We start from the raw sequence: 17,908 nt of genomic DNA, 5'->3' as shown, positions 1-17,908 counted from the left end.
ATCCGGCGTGACCCGTGTCCGCCGCGGCCCCAATTCCGGGGCTCTGCCCGCATCGTGAGGGCATGTCCCCAAGAGTGTCACGCAAAAACTATTGTTTTTTGGGCGCGCTCCAGTAGGCGCTGTGATTTCGGCGCAGAGCCTCGTAGTCGGCGATTCGCGCATGCACGTCCGCGCCCCCCTCATCCACGATCAAGGCCAGCAGAATTTCCAGCACCGCCATCGCCCCGGAATTACACGCGAAGTGATGGGTGGAAATCGACGATACCAGAAGCGTCATATCGGCCTCCAGCCCCGGCGCCATGATCTCGCTGTCGGTCACCATGATCAGCTTGGCCCCTTTGGATTTGGCAAAGGCTGCGGCCTCGATCGTCTCTAGACTGTAGGGTGTGAAGGTGATCGCCATCAGCACATCTTCGGGACCCGCATCGTTAAGGTCGTCAATCGCCGTTGACATGTGGCGCGGCACAAGTTCCATGGATTGAAGGGCCATACGCCCCACATAATGGAAGTGATACGCCAAGCCGTATGACGCGCGCATCGCTGTCAGGTAGACCGTCCTTGCCGATAGGAGCATTTGCACGGTTGCATGCAGTTTCTCCGGCGTCTGCCGTTGCAACGACCGCTCGACCACGGCAAGCGAATTGGCCGCGGCTTCGGCGGTGTAGGGCCCGTTTGCGTCGGTCGTCCGCCAGTGATCGAGCCACTCCCGATCCTCCGTGGCCGCGGTGCGCGACACCAGCGCATGACGGAAGGGCTCGCGGAGGTCGTCGAACCGGTCAAACCCCAGAAGGCGCGCCAGCCGAACGAGGGTGAATGTGCTGACACCAGCCTTGCGCGCAGTTTCCCGAATGGGGTCCAGCCCGAAGTCCGCCTGATTGTCCGCTACGTATTTCGCGGCCAGCCGCAATTGCGGCGAGAACGTCGAGGCCGTCGCCTTAATATCTGACAGCAAACGGTTTTTAAGGGCCGGATCCATTGATTCGCCTTCTATCTGATCCCATCGCAGCGCAAAACAAACGTTATCGCATCCCCAAGATTGACGGCTTGTGTAATTCAGTGCCAGCCTTTGCACCAGCATTTGTTCCCCGCACAAGGCGACCCACATGGCTCAGCCGCTTCCCTCCCACGCCTCGGTCGTCGTGATCGGCGGCGGCATCATGGGCACATCGACCCTCTACCATCTGGCCAAGATGGGTGTGGGCGACGCGATCCTGCTGGAACGCAACGCGCTCACTTCCGGCACGACATGGCATTCCGCAGCGCAGGTTCGCGCCTTGCGTCATTCGCGCAACCTGACCCGGATGATCCAGTATTCGGTTGATCTCTATGCCCAGTTGGCGGCCGAAACGGGCCAATCCGTGGGCTGGATTCAGGAGGGCTCTCTTTCCATCGCAACCACGCCCGACCGCCTGACCCATATCCGTCGGCAGGCTGCCCTCGCGCAGGCCTTCGGCATTGACGCCACCGAAATCTCACCCGCCGAGGCGCAGGAGCGATGGCCCCTGATGAACGGCAGCGACGTGCTTGGCGCCGTTTGGTCCCCCGACGATGGCCGCGTCAGCCCGTCCGACGTTTGCGCGGCATTGGTAAAGGCCGCCAAGAGCCTCGGCGCGAAGATTTTCGAGGGCACCGGCGTGACCGGTATCCTGACCGAAAGCGGCAAGGTCCAAGCCGTCGAAACGACCCGCGGCCTTGTCACCTGCGATGCCATTGCGCTTTGCGGTGGCCTTTGGTCTCGGGAGCTTGGCGCCATGGCCGGGGCCGAGGTTCCGCTCTGGCCTTGCGAACATTTCTACCTGCTGACCAGGCCCATCGACGGAATATCCGGCAACATGCCGACGCTAAGCGACCACGACAATCACCTCTATATCCGCGACGACAGCGGCGGACTTCTGGTCGGCTGCTTTGAACCGATGGGCAAGGCGATTGCACCCGGTGTCCTCGATGAAACCTTCGAATTCGGTCTGCTGGCAGAGGATTGGGACCATTTCGAACCGATGATGATGAACGCCTTGCACCGCCTGCCCGCGTTGGAGAAGGCGGAGGTGAAGATGCTGCTGAACGGCCCCGAAAGCTTCACCCCGGACGGCGCGTTCATGTTGGGTGAAACGGCAGAGACCAAGGGCCTGTTCCTGGGCTGCGGCATGAACTCGGTCGGCATGGCATCCGGTGGTGGCGCGGGCATGAACCTTGCCCATACCATCATTCACGGACATCCGGCCTATGACCTCTCGGAGGCCGATGCGAAGCGCTTCGCGCCCGTCTTCAATTCAATCGAACACCTCATGGCCCGCGCGCCCGAGGTCCTCGGCACACATTACGACATCGCTTATCCGGCCAAGCAATTGGCCACGGGCCGCGATCTGCGCGTGCTTGCGCTTGACGCCGAGCACCGCGCCGCCGGGGCGCATATGGGACAGGTCTACGGCTGGGAACGCCCGCTTTACTTTGGCAAAGCCACCGAACCGCGCCTGACCTTCGGACGCCCTGACTGGTTCGAAAACGTCGCCACCGAGGTGCGTGCGGCGCATGAGGCTGCTGCGATTTTTGACGCCTCTCCCTTTGGCAAGATCGACGTGGAAGGCCCCGACGCGGAGGCCTTCCTGCTTCATGTCTGCGCCGGTTACATGGCGCGTGCGCCCGGCTCGGTCATCTACACGGCGATGCTGAATGCGCGGGGCACGTTCGAGTCCGACCTTACAGCGCAGCGTATTGCGCCCGATCTCTACCGCCTTTTTGTCGGCACCACCGCGATCAAACGCGACCTGACGTGGCTGCGCCGACATTCAGGCACCTTCGACGTGACCCTCACCGACACCACGGAGGCCTACGCTGTCCTTGCCCTCATGGGACCCGACGCCGCCCGCATCGCGGCCGAGGTCGGTGCGCCGGAATTGAACGACATCGCTTATTTCAAGCAGGGCGCGGCTCATATCGTGGGCAGACACGTGCGCGCGGCGCGTATGTCTTATGTCGGCGAAGCGGGGTGGGAAATCACGATGCGGGCCGAGAACGCGCCGGCAGTCTATCGCGCATTGACGGAGGCCGGGGCAACGCCCGCAGGCCTTTTCGCGCAGACCGCCATGCGGATCGAGAAAGGCTTCTGCGCCATGGGGCATGAGTTGGACAGCGACGTGACCCCCATTGCAGCAGGGCTCGATTTTGCCGTCCACAAATCCGGCGGCTTCATCGGGGCCACTGCCTTGGCCCAAGCGCGGGCGGAGGGCGCACAGAGCCATATCGCATCGCTTGTCCTCGACGATGTGAACGCCGTGCCTCTCGACCATGAACCGATCTATCTGGACGGCACAATCATCGGGGAGACCACCTCCGCCGCCTTCGGCCACCGCATCGGACGCCCCGTTGCGCTGGCCCATCTCCGCCAGGGGGTCGACGACCAAACGCCCGTAACACTCGACATAGCTGGCACACATTATGCTGCCAAAATCATCCACGGCCCGATCTGTGATAGGACGGGCGTTTGGATGCGGCGGTCCTCTGCCGTGAGCGCCTGAGCCATGGCCGAGCCGTTCATCATGGTGGCCCCCACCGGCGCAAGGCTTGGCAAAGCGGACCATCCTGCGCTGCCCGTGTCCGTGGACGAGATCACCGAAACCGCCATCGCCTGCAAAGCCGCCGGAGCCCATGGGCTGCACCTGCACATACGCGATGCGGAGGGCGCGCATTCCCTCGATCCCGGCCGCTATCGTGAAGCCATCGCAGCGATCAACGCGCAGGCCCCCCGCCTGAAGCTCCAGATCACCACCGAAGCTGCCGACCGTTTCGAAGTGGCAGACCAACTGCGTTGCATCGAAGCCCTGCGCCCGGAATGGGCCAGTGTCTCGATCCGCGAAATGGCGCGCGATCCCGCCGTTGCGGCCAGGCTCTACGCCTGCGCGGCCGAGGCAAGTACATGTGTCCAACACATCCTTTACGATGCCGCCGACGCTCGATTGCTGACGGTATGGCGCCGCGACGGCATTGTGAAAGACACGCAAACAGATGTGATCCTGGTCCTCGGACGCTATGCGGGCGGCCCGCCTTCACGCCCCGATCACATAGCACCGCTCCTCGGACAGTGCACCGGCATCAACCGCTGGATGGTCTGCGCGTTCGGGCCTGCCGAACACGGCTGCCTCGCCGAAGCCGCCCGCCTTGGCGGGGACCTCCGCGTGGGCTTTGAAAACGCCTGCCACGGCCCCGACGGCACAATCTGGCGCAACAATGCCGCATCGGTCGCGGCGCTGGTTCGTGCCACCCTTCCCCTCTCCCTCGTCGAAAGCTGACCAGATGTCCCATGTCTTTCCGCGCCATTGCCACGCCACGCTGCCCACCGCCGTCGCGGGCGATGGCTGCTACCTGATCGACGCCAACGGCAAGCGCTATTTCGATGGCTCTGGCGGTGCTGCGGTGTCGTGCCTCGGGCATTCGAACGCGCGGGTCACGCAGGCAATCAAGGACCAGACCGACAAACTCGCCTATGCCCATACCAGCTTTTTTACGACCGATCCGGCCGAGGAACTGGCAGATCTGCTGATCGAACACGCGCCCGGCGATCTGGACCGTGTCTACTTCGTCTCAGGCGGGTCGGAGGCTGTCGAGGCCGCAATCAAGCTCGCCCGGCAATACCATGTCGAACGTGGAGCGTCGCAACGCCGGCACCTGATCGCGCGGCGCCAAAGCTACCACGGCAACACCCTTGGGGCGCTGGCCGCAGGTGGTAACGCATGGCGGCGGCAGCAATTCTCACCCCTCCTGATCGACGTCCACCACATCGCGCCCTGCTACGAATACGCACAACGCGCCAAGGATGAGAGCCTTGCGGCCTATGCCGAACGCGCCGCCGGTGAACTTGAGGCCGAAATTCAACGCCTCGGTCCGGACAATGTCATGGCTTTCATCGCCGAGCCGGTGGTTGGCGCGACCCTTGGGGCTGTGACCGCAGTGGGCGACTATTTCAAACGTATCCGCGCGATCTGCGACCGTCACGGCGTCCTTCTGATCCTTGACGAGGTGATGTGCGGCATGGGGCGCACCGGGCATCTATTCGCCTGTGAGGCCGATGGCATTGCGCCCGACATCCTGTGCATCGCCAAGGGCCTCGGCGCCGGATACCAACCGATCGGCGCGATGCTCTGCACCGGCAAGATCTTCGACACACTCGCGGGCGGGTCTGGTTTCTTTCAGCACGGTCATACCTATCTTGGCCACCCGATTGCGACCGCCGCTGGCTTCGCGGTCCTGCAAGAAATGATTGAGCGAGACCTGATCAAAGGCGTACGCGAAAAGGGCGCGGTATTTGAGGGCCGGCTGAAAGCGCGGTTCGCCCAATCGCCCCATGTCGGAGACATTCGAGGGCGCGGCTTCTTCTGGGGGATTGAATTCGTCGCAGACCGGGCCGGAAAAAAACCGTTCCCACCCGACTTCGGGCTCGCCGGCAAGCTGAAGAAAGCCGCGATGGACGAGGGGTTGGCCTGCTACCCCATGCCCGGCACCCGCAACGGACGCGACGGCGACCACGTCCTGCTCGCGCCACCGTTCATCATGACCGAGGACCAGATGGACGAAGTGACTGACAAACTCGCGCGCGCCATTGATACCGTGATATCCGGTCGTGCCTGAAAAGGCCTGCCAGAAGCCCAGGCGGTGACATCGAATGGCATCTGTTTGCCCTCGCACAGGGCGGCCCGGATTTTCGATGTCAGAACCAATCCAGGTCGTCCGAAGGCGACAAGACCCGCATGTTGCAATGCATCGCACGATCGGTCTCCTGACCATTCTTGCAAGTGTCGCGCAGGTTCTTGGCGAAGTCTTCTTTCGTGCAGCAAGCTACAAGCGAAAAAAATGACTCCTTCGAGCTGTCTCTCTGGATGCTGTCAGACAATTCCAAACCGAGCAGCAGGGCCCGAGAGTAGCCGAGGCTCCGCGGAAACCCGTCCAAGGCTCGGGGAGCGGCTTGGACGCGCCCATCGGATAACCTATGCCGCCGCGAGCGTGGCAAGTTTAAACGCCCGGGAAAACGCTTCGTCGTCACACTCAGTTGGCGCGTTCAGGCTACATACTTGTTTTCGCCCGGGCCCAACCTCGTAGACACAGGAAACGAACGTCTTGTCTGCGAGCGCACAGACGCAAGGAATCCATCGTCCACCCGGACCTTCCACAGGTTTACCCGCACGCACGTTCACCGACCCAGGCGGTGGGCAGCAGACGGAGACGGCGATATCAAACAGTATTTCGAGGGGCATAAATTCTATTTTTCGATACCAAATGCAGGAAAACTAGTAGAGTATGATATGGCCCAATTTGCGTTAAGGCTATCTGGAATACGCTCCGTCGGGAGCCGCGAAGCTTGGCCAACTCAAACCGAGCAGCTGTTCTAACCACCCTAACGTTTCCGGGCTCAAGTAAGTCTATCATAGCAGGCACTTGGAATGACCGAAAATTTGGAAGGGTGATGGGTCTACTCGAACACACGAGATCATCCTTGCCGCACGTGTCGTTGCCTCCGTCGATGCGGATCGGGTACCATGCCCCAAGCGGCAATAGACCTGCCTGCTGGCGGCGCCTGCTTTCTCGCCACGTGGGCAAGCATCCTTTGCCGCTAAAATTCAAACATCTTCGTCAGAAATGATACTCTGGATCGCTCGGAACCCGGTGAAGTCACTCGTCACTAAAGCTTGGGTCACGTGACGACGCGCGTGTAGCAATTTCTGAGCAACGGTCCCGCAAAGGAACTGCCCATGACCGCGCATCCTGGCACCCGCTATGGTTGATTAAACCCTGAAACAGATCCGAATGCAACTTTCCATCATTGATATCACGGATCGCGACTAACGATATGTTAACCATATTATACTCAAAAAACACTTGGCAACCAGGGAATGAGGAGCACCAAAAAATGACGTCGCCAAGTAAGCTTTTTGAACTGATTAAACACTTGTCCGGTATCATTCGAGATCTGGAAAACGCGGGGATTCGCATTGAGATCGGTGACGACTTCGCCAAATACCGTGCCTATAGAAGTAAATTGCCTGATCGCGCTCCGATTCATCCGATGTTCGATGTGGCAACTTCTTTCATTGATCACACGAACGGCTTTTGGATATGCGGATTCAATGAAGACGGCGAATTGACCCACACCCAGGCCGTGCGCCTTCTCGACCTTTCGGGGGGCTCACTGAATACGCATCTGGATCGTCATCGCCACAAATACATCACTCCGGACTCCACACCGGACCCGGACCAAACCTTTTATTCGGGACCCGACGCGCTCCAATTCATCACCGGCCAGGTCTGCTATCAGGGTGAATTCTGGCTTCGTGCCCAAGGCCTTGGCGGTCCGCGCAGCCAAGGAGTGACCACCCTGCTGTCGCGTCTGATGCTCGAGGTTGCGGTGGCGACATGGAACCCATCGTATGTCTTTGCACTTGTACCCAAACGGGTGGCCGCCAAAGGCGCTCATCTGCGTTATTGCTTCAACCATTGTGAACCCGGGCAGTGGATCGGGCCAGACCAACAGGTCACCGACGAAGACTATCTCATCTGGATGGAAGCAAGTGAATTGGCGCGAACTCTTTCAAAGGCACGACCAGCGGAACAAGGCCAGGCCGGTTCCCCGATGACAACGTTTACCGCGTCACTCGCGCGAGCGGCCCTTGATGTGGGAGTCCGGGTAGATGGCTGAGCAACACCTGTCGCAATTGCATCCTAAAGCAATAGATATCCGCAGGATTACCATAGGGCATGCCCTGCCCAGTGCCGTGATTCTCGGGCCGATTGCGGCCTACATCGGCTTTGTGATGGATCTCACCCTCGTTCCCCTGTTGTTGCCAGCCATAAAGTTGCAATTTGGTCTGTCGGTTGCGGATCTTGCCTGGGTGTTCAACTCCTACGGCGCAGCGGTTGCCGTTGGCGTGCTGGTTTGCGGATACTTCGGCGACACGCTTAACATCAGGAAAATTTTCGGACTGGGCGTCGCTCTTTTTGCGACGGGTGCGCTGATATCAGCAACAGCGCAGAACTATGAAACCCTTATTGCCGGGCGGCTTTTGCAAGGCTTCGGGGCCGGTATCTTCTCCCCGCTTGTTCCGATTTATTTGACGCGCGCCTCTCCGGATACTCCGGGGCGCGCATTGATATTGTGGGGAAGTGTTGCAGGCTATATCGCTGCTTTCACCCCCTTCATATACGGTAATCTGCTTGGAGATGACAGCTGGCGAATAGCTTTCGTCTTAATCGCGGCCTTCGCCGCCGGCGCATGGGTATTGCTGATTAGGTCACATGTACCACAAAATCCGGAACCTTCCACTTCATGCAAGCGGAACTATTCGGAAATCCTACGGAGCCGCGACCTTTTGATGACGTTTGCATACGTGTTCTGCACGTACGGCAGCATCACCTATTACCTATTTCGCCTACCGGTTTGGCTGTCTGAGAACGAGATCGGCGCTTCCAGTATCGGCCTCTACCTATCAGTGGCGTGGCTGACCTTTTCCTGTATCAGCACCCTACTCAGGAACCTGGTCGATCGCCCTCATATTCAAGGGATCATGCTTGTTGCTCCGCTCCTCATAGCTGTCGCAATGCTACTCTTGTCCAACCATCAAAGCTTCCTGCTCATCGGGCTGTCATCGGTCCTGATCGGTGCTGGACTGGCATGTAGCAATGCGCCGTCGACACAGTTGATCCTGAGATTTGCGCCTGAGGGATTAACCGCAGTCTCCGCCAGCATGGACATCACGTTTGCTCGGATCGGCGGAATCGCAACGGTGTCCATCCTGGCATGGGTCGACGGAGGGTACGCGAGGCTTGCGATATGCATCCTGTGCCTATTGGCAGCAGTCTGTGCGTATAGCGTAACCCGCAGCCGAGACGGGACAGGTTAATCGCTCACAGGCGGCGGAAGAACGCACGGGTGGCAAGCTAAACAGACGCGGATGCGACCGGAGGTCAGCCGCGTTTTGTTAACCACTCGTTAACTTATGAGGGATACCGTTTCTCAGCTTGGTGAATGGTCCTATGATATCGTCTCGACTCCTTGAACAGGTGCCCTTCAAATGTGAAGAAGGTTTGGGGTTGGCACTCGCAAGTGACGACGATGGTGCAGTCATGGAGTTCCATTGGTGCAATAAACCGTTCTTCAATGTCATGGGCTTCGACGAGTCGGATGTCATAGGCCAGCGAGCAACGATCTTTGTGGGTCCAGATATGGACCAAAGCGCCCACCTCCTCACCATCGACAAGTTGATGCGCTGGGAGCACTTTTCAGTCGAAGTCCAGCTCACCAAGAAAAATGGGGAGCCGGTCTGGGTTGCGATGACTTGGACGCCACTGACAGATCCAGAAAACGGCAGTCGCTGGTGGCTATGCTCCTTGATCGAACTTCAAGCTCGCCCATCACCCAACAAGAACGTTCTTGATTTTAGAAGCAGGTCATCTGTTAACGACGACCTGTTGACGAAATACACAGAACAAGTCGCACACCTGGAAAGCGAAAACCGACGCCTGCGCTCCATCGCTAAAGCTGTCACAAGAGATTCAAACGAAGATCCGTTGACCGGCTTATCCAACCGGAGGCATTTTGAGGCAAATGTAAGCGTATGGATTGCCGCCTTACGCAATAGAGGTGCTGCTTTCGCGATACTCTATATCGACTTGGATCGCTTTAAGGCGATCAACGACACGCTTGGCCATGAAGCGGGTGATGGTTTGCTTATTGCCGTCGCATCTATGTTGAAACGAATTACTTCCAATACGGATCTGGTCGCTCGGTTGGGAGGGGACGAGTTTGTGATACTAAGGCCTCTTGGAGAAAGCGCCCTTAAAATCAGCAGTTTGGCAGATGAAATCATACGCGAGATGTCCAAACCGTTTGAATATGATGGAAAATCGGTTTCGTGTGGAGCCAGCGTCGGACTGGCAATCGCAGATGAGAACACCAGGAATCCGGATGAAATCGTCGGAGATGCAGACACGGCGCTCTACCATGCCAAGTCAACCGGCCGTGGACGTTGGTCATTCTTTACGGCAGAAATGCATGCTCAGTCCGTGGCGACCAGACATTTGGCGGCAGAGCTGTTAGTTGCTTGCAAACGGAAAGAGTTCATTCCTTATTTCCAACCGCTGGTCGAGGCGTCAACGGGTCGAATTGCAGGTGTTGAAGTCCTTGTCAGGTGGTCACATCCGACGAGGGGCCTAGTGCCGCCAAAAGATTTCTTGGATGTCGCGGCACAAATGGGAATCCTGGCCGAGATTGACGCCATCTTGTTTAGCCGTCTGCGTGAGGCGGTGGCCTATCTTGATACGGCGCGTACAGAGATCTCCAGGTTTGCGATCAACGTTTCTGCAGGTCGGCTCTCTGATTCAGCAATCTTGCATGATATTAGAGTTTCGGGGATTAATCCGAAACGACTGACTGTTGAGATTCTTGAGTCAGTGTATTTGGAGCAGATCCATGGTGCCACAAGTTGGACAATAGAAGAACTGCGTGAACTCGGCGTTGAAGTTGCAGTAGACGATTTCGGAACCGGTCACGCGTCAGTTCAAGGATTGCTTCAAATCAACCCCGACGTGCTGAAGATTGATCGTCAGTTCGTTCAGCCTGCTACAGAAAGCGAACGCGCCCGCGCGTTGATCGGATCGCTCATAGGCATTGGGAAGAGTCTCGGACTGAAAGTGGTCGCAGAAGGAGTGGAAAATGAAGCCCAGGCGCGGCTGGCTCGCGATTTGGGCTGTGACATTCTGCAAGGGTTTTATTTTGGGAAGCCGATGGCCGAATCTGAACTATTCAAAGTGCTGAACGAAACCGACGGGTGTCTTTGGTGCCCAATTTCGAAGGTCCAACACTCAGAACTATCGATGGACATACTGCCCTAGTACAGCGCGTCATCGCCACCAACGGTGCTATCAGACGCGTTCGAACCAGTCTCAGCTAGGGCAACCCTCTGCGGAGCGAAGATACGAGCAGGACACCCATATAGGCGCAAACCGGAGCCGGGGGCGCAGCGCTGCGCCAACCATAGCGGCAAGTCTACTGGTCCGAAAACGGATGAAGGGCGCGCTAGGATCTATGAGATGCAACGGAAAAGGTGGCTCAACAAAGCCTCTGCAAAGTAATTCGGTACTCTGGATGCCTTCGGCAACTTAGCGCAAATCTAATGGAGTCTCAGATATGAAATTGAACTCAAGGCGATCAAGGCGCTCGCCCAACGCTTGGCATGCATCACCGCGACGAACATAGTTCCCCTCCAAAACTACGGTCGTTCCTAAGGCAGGTCCGCGAACATGATATTCGTTCTCACCACATTTCGCCGAAAACCGACGCGCCACACCGCTCAGCCTGCCATTCGACATCAAACCGGAAAACAGCAACGTTCCTTCGGTGAACCGAACATAGAGCATCGCCGCCAGCCGGATGATCTCAGGGCTCGTCTTGAAGTACTTGAAGGGCGATCGTTTCGTCATCGCGGGATCGTATGTGACCGCCCAGCCCCGCTCAAGCGGAGTTCCTATGACACTGCCCTGACGCAGCATTTCCTCGTAGTTGCAGCGGAAGGCATCTTGCGGCCTGACGCGTTTCACCGGAGCGGTCATTGACCGATGCCTCTTTGAACCGCGCCGGGTTTGCCGGAGACTGATTTGTCTTAGTTACGCGGCCATGTTTGATCTTTCCAGAGCGGCATAGAAGTTTGCCTCTACTTCAGCTGGCGGGATATTCCCGATAGGCTCGAGCAGGCGGCGATTGTTGAACCAGTCGACCCATTCAAGCGTGGCGTATTCGATAGCTTCAAAGCTGCGCCGTGGCCCGCGTCTGTGAATGACCTCAGCCTTGAAGAGGCCATTGGTCGTTTCTGCTAGGGCGTTGCCATAGGAGTCTCCGAGGCTGCCGACAGACGGGGCGATCTTCGCTTCGGCCAGTCGTTCGGTGTACTTAATCGACAGATATTGCGACCCGCGATCCGAGCGGTGGACGAGTTGATCCTGTGCAGGTCTGCGTTGATGGATGGCTTGCTCCAAAGCATCGAGAACAAACCCAGCAGTCGCCGTGCGGCTGACGCGCCATCCAACGATACGACGGGCAAAGACATCGATGACCAAGGCCACTTACACAAACCCCTGCCACGTCGCGACATAGGTGAAGTCGCTGACCCAGAGCACGTTTGGCGCTGGCGCGTCGAACTGCCGGTTCACCTTGTCCAATGGACATGGGAGCGCTTTTTCTGAGATGGTTGTTTTGGGCTTCAGCGCGCTTGGCCAAGTGGTCATGGAACGTGGCTGGGGCAATCGGCAAAACGCGGCAGATTGGCTCGACCCCGTGATCCGCGCGGTGATCTTCTATGAAGCGGATCATCGTTTCATTGGGCGGTCGAGCTCCGCCTGGGCAAAATATGCGGACGCTTTGCGAAGGATCTCATTGGCCTGTTTCAACTCGCGGACTTCCCGTTCGAGGGCCTTGATCTTCTCAGCTTGCTCAGTCGTGATACCGCCGCAGTGACCAGTATCAACTTCGATCTTTTTGACCCACTCGTTCAGTGTTTGCGGCGCACAGCCGATCTTTGACGCGAACGACACAATCGCCGCCCAACGGCTCTCATGCCGCCCTGCGCCATCCAAAACCATCCGCACGGCACGCTCGCGCACTTCTGGTGAATACTTGTTCGTTGTCTTGTTCATGATGCTCCATCCTACTCACAAGTTGGAGCCTCCGGCAAAACCGGCGCGGTTCAACATCAAAGCCAGGTCATCTAAATCCATGGCGAAAGCTATCGCATTAAAGAAAACGCAAAGCCCGGATCGTTGGACCCGCAAAGAAAAAGGAGACCACCGCCGCCTAAACCCACCCCGCAGGCTGGGCCACGCTTGAGCTATTTGAGGGCTCCGCGCGTCCCAGCCTACTAATCGCTTAGGTGGGTCCTGTTTCAACCGGCCAAACGAGGCACTTTTGAACCGGCGTTGGCGTTGTTGGCTACGCCCTTTGAACAACTAGAAATTTCCAGCATTTTCGCAACCAAGATACACTGCACTTTTTTAACTGAGAAACCGCTATCCTGGCTGAGTGCGACTGCAAAGTCATCAAATCTCTGGAGAGGCTCTTGATGATCGTTTTCTTCTGCATTGATAATCAGTTCCGCAATGATACCCATCATCTTGTCCAAATCGTTCATGGCAAACCCTATCTCAGATTACGATGAGCAGCTTTCTGCCAAGATGGTTAAGAATTTGCTAACGCTGCATCGGCTTTCTGCGAGCGAAGGATGGCGTGACCAACTAGGCATGGCCTTAGGCAATTGGAGAACGAGGCATTTCAACGGTACTGCTTTGATGACTTCCGGCAAGCCGCATATTTCTTTGTTATCAAACTCTTGAGTGCCTGGCGTTGGTTGACGCACCCGCGTTCGTGGGCCAGCCTAGCGGCTGTGATTAGCTTGCTCAGCTAAAATGTATCTACAAGAATATTGGTTCATCTCCCGTGAAACTCCGGGTTTATCAGCCAAGGCCGAAAGAAATAACGGAGAAGTACGATGAGCGGATTTTTGCTTGTATGTGGCGTACTTTTAGGTAGCCATACCAACTTATGGGGCTTTAATTGCTAAAACAAAGAAACAGCCTCTATGTATTTTTTTTGCTGCATGAGAGCGTCCCAAAAAGAGGAATTTCTTGGAGAGTACGGCGGTCGGTACCGTATTTGATTTTTTGAGCTATCGTCAGTTAATCCACCCTAGCAAAATGCAGAAGGATTGGGATCTCAGTTTTGGGCTTAAGAGAATATGGTGCGCTCTTACCTCCTGCCACTCATGCGTCCTTTGCAATTGACCTGCCCCCCGAAACTTCCGTTGTTCTGATGTAGATATTGCTCAACCTATTGAAGGAGCAAACTGAAGTGGTCCCAGTTTTTCGGACAGCTTTGCCGCGGTTCCAAGGTGTATCTGGTTTAGGTTTCATGCTGCTTTTTGCTCTTCCAAGCCGGCACAATATGCGTCGTCGGGCGTCTGCCGATCAAGCGCGGAATGAGACCGCTCGGTATCGTAGAATGCCATCCAGTTTCTGACGACCCTTTAGGCCTGGAAGCCGTCCTGGATTTCTTCGAGATTCCGAACTACTTCAACCAAGAGTGCCATCTCGCCGCACGCGACAGTCTCCAGCTTAGAGGAACCGCCGCATTGTTCCGAGCGGCGGGTTCATTGCGCCGGGCAATTAGCGGCGACCCAATCGAAGCTGAGACTGGTTCGACCCATCGACTGCACCTGTGTGACGGCACGAATTCATGTGCTTTGGTCAGAACCGACCCCCTAATCAACAGGCCAAAATTCTACCGGTAGGACATGGTCGTCAGATTCAGAATGCGAAGTAGTCAACTTGATCCATCACATCCGAAGCAACGCCTTCGAGAACTATCCCGCCCAAAGTTTTATCGACGCTGCTATCTGCTCCGATGAACCGCAAGATTGTGGACGCGCCGCTATCGTAGGCGATGAGGCTTACGCCCGCAAATTCACCACCAAACCCGCTCGTATCGAAGGCCAACCGATCTTCGCCGATGGTGAAATCGGTGACGCGATCAAGACGATCGTCGAAAGCGTTGAAATAGAAGTCGTCCGCGCCCGCACCGCCGGTCATGGTATCTGCGCCGGAACCGCCATTCAGTGTATCGGCACCGTCGCCGCCCATCAACACGTCGAAGCCCCAGTCGCCGATCAACTCATCATTGCCGTCGCCGCCCGAGAGCGTATCGCTGTTACCGCCACCGATCAGAAGGTCATCCCCTATACCGCCGTCGAGGAAATCGAAGCCGTCCTCGCCAAAAAGCGAGTCGTTCCCGGACCCACCGAACAGTAGGTCGTCATCCGCCTGACCGTGGAGAACGTCATAGCCGGCGCCACCTTCAAGCGTGTCGTCGCCGACGCCGCCGACTAGGAAATCGTTTCCGGCATCGCCCGGCAGGACATCACGCCCCTCGTGGCCCAAAATGGTATCGGCACCGTCGCCACCGGAAGCGGTATCGTTGCCCTGGCCACCGTCCACAACATCATTGCCGGCCCCGCCGGACAGCTCATCATCCCCGGCGCTTCCGAGCAATGTATCGTGACCGGCGGCGCCAAAGACTAAATCGTCGCCATCTTCACCGATCAGCACGTCGTCGCCGGAATGCCCCTCCATCGAGTCCGCGCCCTCAATCCCCAGTTGGAAGTCATCTTCGGACGTTCCCTCGTAGACATTTACGATCTGCGGCTGTGTGTCGTCCGGTGCAAATTCGACGGAGGTGATGTGCAGCACCTCGTAAGGGCGCAGGTAAATTTCGAGATTTCCGTTCTGCCAAGCCGCGTTTAGGTCCAGTTCCCTCAGATCGGCATTGCGGTGGTTTCCGCCAGTCTGCTCATAGCCGACGACATACGCGAAACGCTGCGCTGACTCGGACGAAATCATGGAGAGATCGACCGTGAAATGCTGCGCCTCGGCCGAGCGGGAGCTGAGGAAGATCTCGCTGCGCGAGCCAAGCTCTGCGGGCTGCATGGCGTTGCTGAAGACCGTGAGCTCGAGGGACCCGGTGCCTTCGGTCGTGTTCCAGTCGGTCTCCATCAGTGCCAGCCCAACCGTGACCTCGCCGAGGATGTCGAACATTGCGGCCCGGGTAGAGTTCACAACAACATCATAGCCATTGACCGTTTCCGTGACGATGTCTTCGTGACGGTTGATATAGGCGTTCTGCGTGCTGTGAATGATCGGCCAGGCAAAGGAATAGTCGACATCCGCTTCGACGAGATTGGTGTAATGTTCGAGGATGAACGACGCCCCGTGGATGCCGATGTCGATCTGGTCATCGCTGAGGGCGATGTTGCGGTTGATGTTGAATTCACCAACGACGCGGAGAAGGTCGGTGCCTGCCCAATCCTCCCAATTCGCGGTCGCGCCACCGTCGAGAAGCTCCCCCAGACCACGATCCTCGAGGAACAAACCCGAGTCGTCATGCAATTCGCCTTCGGCGGCGTCCCGCCAGTAGAAGTTTCGGAGGATTCCGTCGATCAGGCCATTCGGGTCGACAACGCCCGAAAAGGCGGACTGGATGGCAGCGTTCGCACCGGAGATCGAGTTGTCGTAGCTTCCGGCGAGATTGCCGGATGCCTGCAAGAGAATGGCGGGATTATCCCTGGACGCATCCATTCCGGCCTGCAGAGCCAAGGCCGCTTGGGCGGCGCCGTTGCCGTAATCGACTTCGCGGCTTTCGTCGCCAGAGGCGCGCCCGCGCCAATACTCGTTCCCGAGTTCATAGGACTTAACGACACCGGGAAATGCGTCGCCGATCAATTCGGCCATGGTCTGCAGCTGGGTGTAAAGCTCCGGCACGCCCACGCCGCCAAAGGGTTCGAGGGTTTCGACGGGGAGGACCAGGCTGATCTGCATGCCGTTTGCCTGTGCGAAGGTCAGATATTCGGCAAGAAAGCCAGTAAGCTGGCCGTTGACTATGATACCGTGCTCCGAGAAGAACTCTTTCTCCTGCCCGGCGGGAAATCGGGTATAGTCGACCCGGAATTCATCGAGGGCTGCGATGGTCTCGACGGTTGGAGAGCCAAGGGCGTTGCTCTCGTTACCGCCCCATGGGGGCTCGCCAGTGTTCGCGGCGGGCAGAATGTTCACGTTGAAATGGCCGTCCTGAGACAGGTTGCCGGTGGACTCGAAGTAACCAATTTGATGCTGTGTCATTTACCCAACTCTCGCGTGCTCAAGCAAGTGATGGAAGCTGCGACGGTGCGGACTTGGGATCAAAATTTGACAAAAGGGTGGACCTTCCCACCTGTTCCACGTCATTTCGTGAAGCAATCCTAAACGCGTGCGTCAGGAGGGTGTCGCGCGCGTGTCCCGATTGGCGCGATCTCGCGTCATAAATGTGACGCGCTATCGGAACGGCACGGTTAGAGGGGTATTTTCAGAAAGAACTCGCTCAAGGCAGGCGGGGTGACCGACAAGCGCATCTGAATAGTAAGCGCTCCCCGTTCAAACATTTCAAGACTATCCATGAGATCTTTCGCGTGGTGGTGATGTACTCTGTGGGGTTTCCGTCGTCGCTAAAAAGTGTCGAAGATCTGCTGCATGAGCACGGCGTCGAGGTTACCCATGAAATTATCTGGTCTTGGCGGCAGAGGCTCGACTCGATTCTCGCCCCCGAAATCAAGAAGCGGCGGGTCGACGAAATGAAATCGAGCCGATAGGCCTTCTGACCTGCCCCCGGATGCTCCTTCATTCATATCGAGTGTTTGCGGGTCTGGTTTTCATATCCTTCGGTTTCGGTTTGGACAAACGTGCCTGTCGCGGAGCGCTCAAATTGCTCAAGCGTCCGGCGCGATTTTGCGGGCCTTTGGTTCCGAGAGATGAGTGCGGTCTCATGTTGTTGTAGAGGTATCGCCAGAGCGCCAGCTTTCGCTGAGCGTCATCAAGGTTACCGAACATCTCGTCGTTCAGACATTGGTTCCGTAGGCTGCCATTGCAGCTTTAATGAAGGCATTCTGCTGTGGTTTGCCTAGGTCGATGTAGTATCATTCGACGTCATTGTCGTTTGCACTTTTCAGGTGACCTGCTCCCCTTTGGTGTGCCCCCATCGGGTGGTCCGGTTTGATTGTTAGTGCATCGTTGGCCTCTGGTCCATTGGAACGATGCTTGCCGGCGCGGGCGGTCGATACCCCAAAGCGCTGTGCGGCCTGACCGTGTTGTAGTGAATGCGCCATTGCTCGATGAGGATTTTAGCCTCACGAAGGCTGTAGAACAGCTCACCATTGAGCAGCTCGTCGCGGACCCTGGCGTTGAAGCTTTCGCAGTAGCCGTTCTCCCAAGGTGATCCTGGTTCGATGTAGGCCGTCTTGGCTCCGACAGCTGCGATCCAGTTCCGCACCTTCTGCGCAATGAACTCGGGGCCATT

12 protein-coding genes, 3 pseudogenes and 1 other annotated feature are annotated in these 17,908 nt (G+C 57.4%); of the genes and pseudogenes, 8 read left to right on the top strand and 7 right to left on the bottom strand.

Translation table 11 applies throughout. The features are described from left to right. Positions 1 to 88: 88 nt before the first annotated feature. Positions 89 to 976: a MurR/RpiR family transcriptional regulator gene (locus tag V8J83_RS00070; protein ID WP_339982058.1), complete on the bottom strand. Its 888-nt coding sequence runs from the start codon at positions 974 to 976 to the stop codon at positions 89 to 91. A gap of 127 nt (positions 977 to 1,103) precedes the next feature. On the opposite strand from V8J83_RS00070, the gene V8J83_RS00065 reads away from it, so the two are divergent. The 7 genes from V8J83_RS00065 to V8J83_RS19040 all read left to right on the top strand — a co-directional run bounded on the left by V8J83_RS00065 (position 1,104) and on the right by V8J83_RS19040 (position 11,115). Further along, complete coding sequence (locus V8J83_RS00065) at positions 1,104 to 3,515, top strand: GcvT family protein (protein ID WP_339982055.1); 2,412 nt, start codon at positions 1,104 to 1,106, stop codon at positions 3,513 to 3,515. A gap of 3 nt (positions 3,516 to 3,518) precedes the next feature. Further along, positions 3,519 to 4,286 (top strand): beta-keto acid cleavage family enzyme, encoded by a 768-nt coding sequence (locus V8J83_RS00060; RefSeq protein WP_339982053.1) that lies wholly within the window; start codon positions 3,519 to 3,521, stop codon positions 4,284 to 4,286. A gap of 4 nt (positions 4,287 to 4,290) precedes the next feature. Then, positions 4,291 to 5,622, top strand: coding sequence for an aspartate aminotransferase family protein (locus V8J83_RS00055; RefSeq protein WP_339982051.1), 1,332 nt, complete (start codon positions 4,291 to 4,293; stop codon positions 5,620 to 5,622). Between the two features lie 1,276 nt (positions 5,623 to 6,898). Continuing rightward, complete coding sequence (locus V8J83_RS00050) at positions 6,899 to 7,684, top strand: hypothetical protein (protein WP_339982047.1); 786 nt, start codon at positions 6,899 to 6,901, stop codon at positions 7,682 to 7,684. Further along, complete coding sequence (locus V8J83_RS00045) at positions 7,677 to 8,885, top strand: MFS transporter (RefSeq protein WP_339982044.1); 1,209 nt, start codon at positions 7,677 to 7,679, stop codon at positions 8,883 to 8,885. Before V8J83_RS00050 ends, V8J83_RS00045 begins: the two co-directional genes overlap by 8 nt. Before the next feature lie 184 nt (positions 8,886 to 9,069). Next, positions 9,070 to 10,875, top strand: a complete 1,806-nt coding sequence (locus V8J83_RS00040; RefSeq protein WP_339982042.1) for an EAL domain-containing protein — start codon at positions 9,070 to 9,072, stop codon at positions 10,873 to 10,875. 24 nt (positions 10,876 to 10,899) lie between these two features. Continuing rightward, complete coding sequence (locus V8J83_RS19040) at positions 10,900 to 11,115, top strand: HGGxSTG domain-containing protein (RefSeq protein WP_439649743.1); 216 nt, start codon at positions 10,900 to 10,902, stop codon at positions 11,113 to 11,115. Positions 11,116 to 11,382: 267 nt separating this feature from the next. Here V8J83_RS19040 and V8J83_RS00035 read toward each other — a convergent pair. The 3 genes and pseudogenes from V8J83_RS00035 to V8J83_RS00025 all read right to left on the bottom strand — a co-directional run. Then, a pseudogene (locus tag V8J83_RS00035) lies at positions 11,383 to 11,463 on the bottom strand (IS6 family transposase); the annotation flags it as partial. Positions 11,464 to 11,646: 183 nt separating this feature from the next. Next, positions 11,647 to 12,672, bottom strand: a pseudogene (locus V8J83_RS00030) (IS3 family transposase). Further along, positions 12,275 to 12,391, bottom strand: a sequence feature (AL1L pseudoknot). It overlaps the preceding pseudogene by 117 nt. A gap of 245 nt (positions 12,673 to 12,917) precedes the next feature. Next, positions 12,918 to 13,163 carry a hypothetical protein gene (locus tag V8J83_RS00025; protein ID WP_339982040.1) on the bottom strand — a complete coding sequence of 82 codons (246 nt, stop codon included), beginning with the start codon at positions 13,161 to 13,163 and terminating at the stop codon, positions 12,918 to 12,920. On the opposite strand from V8J83_RS00025, the gene V8J83_RS00020 reads away from it, so the two are divergent. Further along, a complete protein-coding gene (locus V8J83_RS00020) occupies positions 13,162 to 13,365 on the top strand; it encodes a hypothetical protein (protein ID WP_339982038.1) in 204 nt (67 codons plus the stop codon). The genes V8J83_RS00025 and V8J83_RS00020 overlap by 2 nt on opposite strands. A 969-nt stretch (positions 13,366 to 14,334) precedes the next feature. Here V8J83_RS00020 and V8J83_RS00015 read toward each other — a convergent pair. From V8J83_RS00015 to V8J83_RS00005, 3 genes and pseudogenes are all read right to left on the bottom strand, one after another. Continuing rightward, positions 14,335 to 16,698: a calcium-binding protein gene (locus tag V8J83_RS00015; RefSeq protein WP_339982036.1), complete on the bottom strand. Its 2,364-nt coding sequence runs from the start codon at positions 16,696 to 16,698 to the stop codon at positions 14,335 to 14,337. A gap of 538 nt (positions 16,699 to 17,236) precedes the next feature. Beyond that, positions 17,237 to 17,561 (bottom strand): annotated as a pseudogene (locus V8J83_RS00010) (integrase core domain-containing protein); the annotation flags it as partial. A 50-nt stretch (positions 17,562 to 17,611) separates the two neighbouring features. Further along, positions 17,612 to 17,908 (bottom strand): integrase core domain-containing protein (locus V8J83_RS00005; protein WP_339982033.1); only part of this gene is annotated, 297 nt, incomplete at its 5' end.

This window comes from Gymnodinialimonas ulvae (genome assembly GCF_037543845.1).
Taxonomy (GTDB): Bacteria; Pseudomonadota; Alphaproteobacteria; order Rhodobacterales; family Rhodobacteraceae; genus Gymnodinialimonas; species Gymnodinialimonas ulvae.
This window is presented reverse-complemented; position numbering and strand designations above follow the sequence as displayed.

Bases quoted from the DNA above. Each gene is read 5' to 3' on its own strand.
- V8J83_RS00070 (WP_339982058.1), bottom strand. From the start codon at position 976: ATGGATCCGGCCCTTAAAAACCGTTTGCTGTCAGATATTAAGGCGACG.
- V8J83_RS00065 (WP_339982055.1), top strand. From the start codon at position 1,104: ATGGCTCAGCCGCTTCCCTCCCACGCCTCGGTCGTCGTGATCGGCGGC.
- V8J83_RS00060 (WP_339982053.1), top strand. From the start codon at position 3,519: ATGGCCGAGCCGTTCATCATGGTGGCCCCCACCGGCGCAAGGCTTGGC.
- V8J83_RS00055 (WP_339982051.1), top strand. From the start codon at position 4,291: ATGTCCCATGTCTTTCCGCGCCATTGCCACGCCACGCTGCCCACCGCC.
- V8J83_RS00050 (WP_339982047.1), top strand. From the start codon at position 6,899: ATGACGTCGCCAAGTAAGCTTTTTGAACTGATTAAACACTTGTCCGGT.
- V8J83_RS00045 (WP_339982044.1), top strand. From the start codon at position 7,677: ATGGCTGAGCAACACCTGTCGCAATTGCATCCTAAAGCAATAGATATC.
- V8J83_RS00020 (WP_339982038.1), top strand. From the start codon at position 13,162: ATGGCAAACCCTATCTCAGATTACGATGAGCAGCTTTCTGCCAAGATG.
- V8J83_RS00025 (WP_339982040.1), bottom strand. From the start codon at position 13,163: ATGAACGATTTGGACAAGATGATGGGTATCATTGCGGAACTGATTATC.
- V8J83_RS00015 (WP_339982036.1), bottom strand. From the start codon at position 16,698: ATGACACAGCATCAAATTGGTTACTTCGAGTCCACCGGCAACCTGTCT.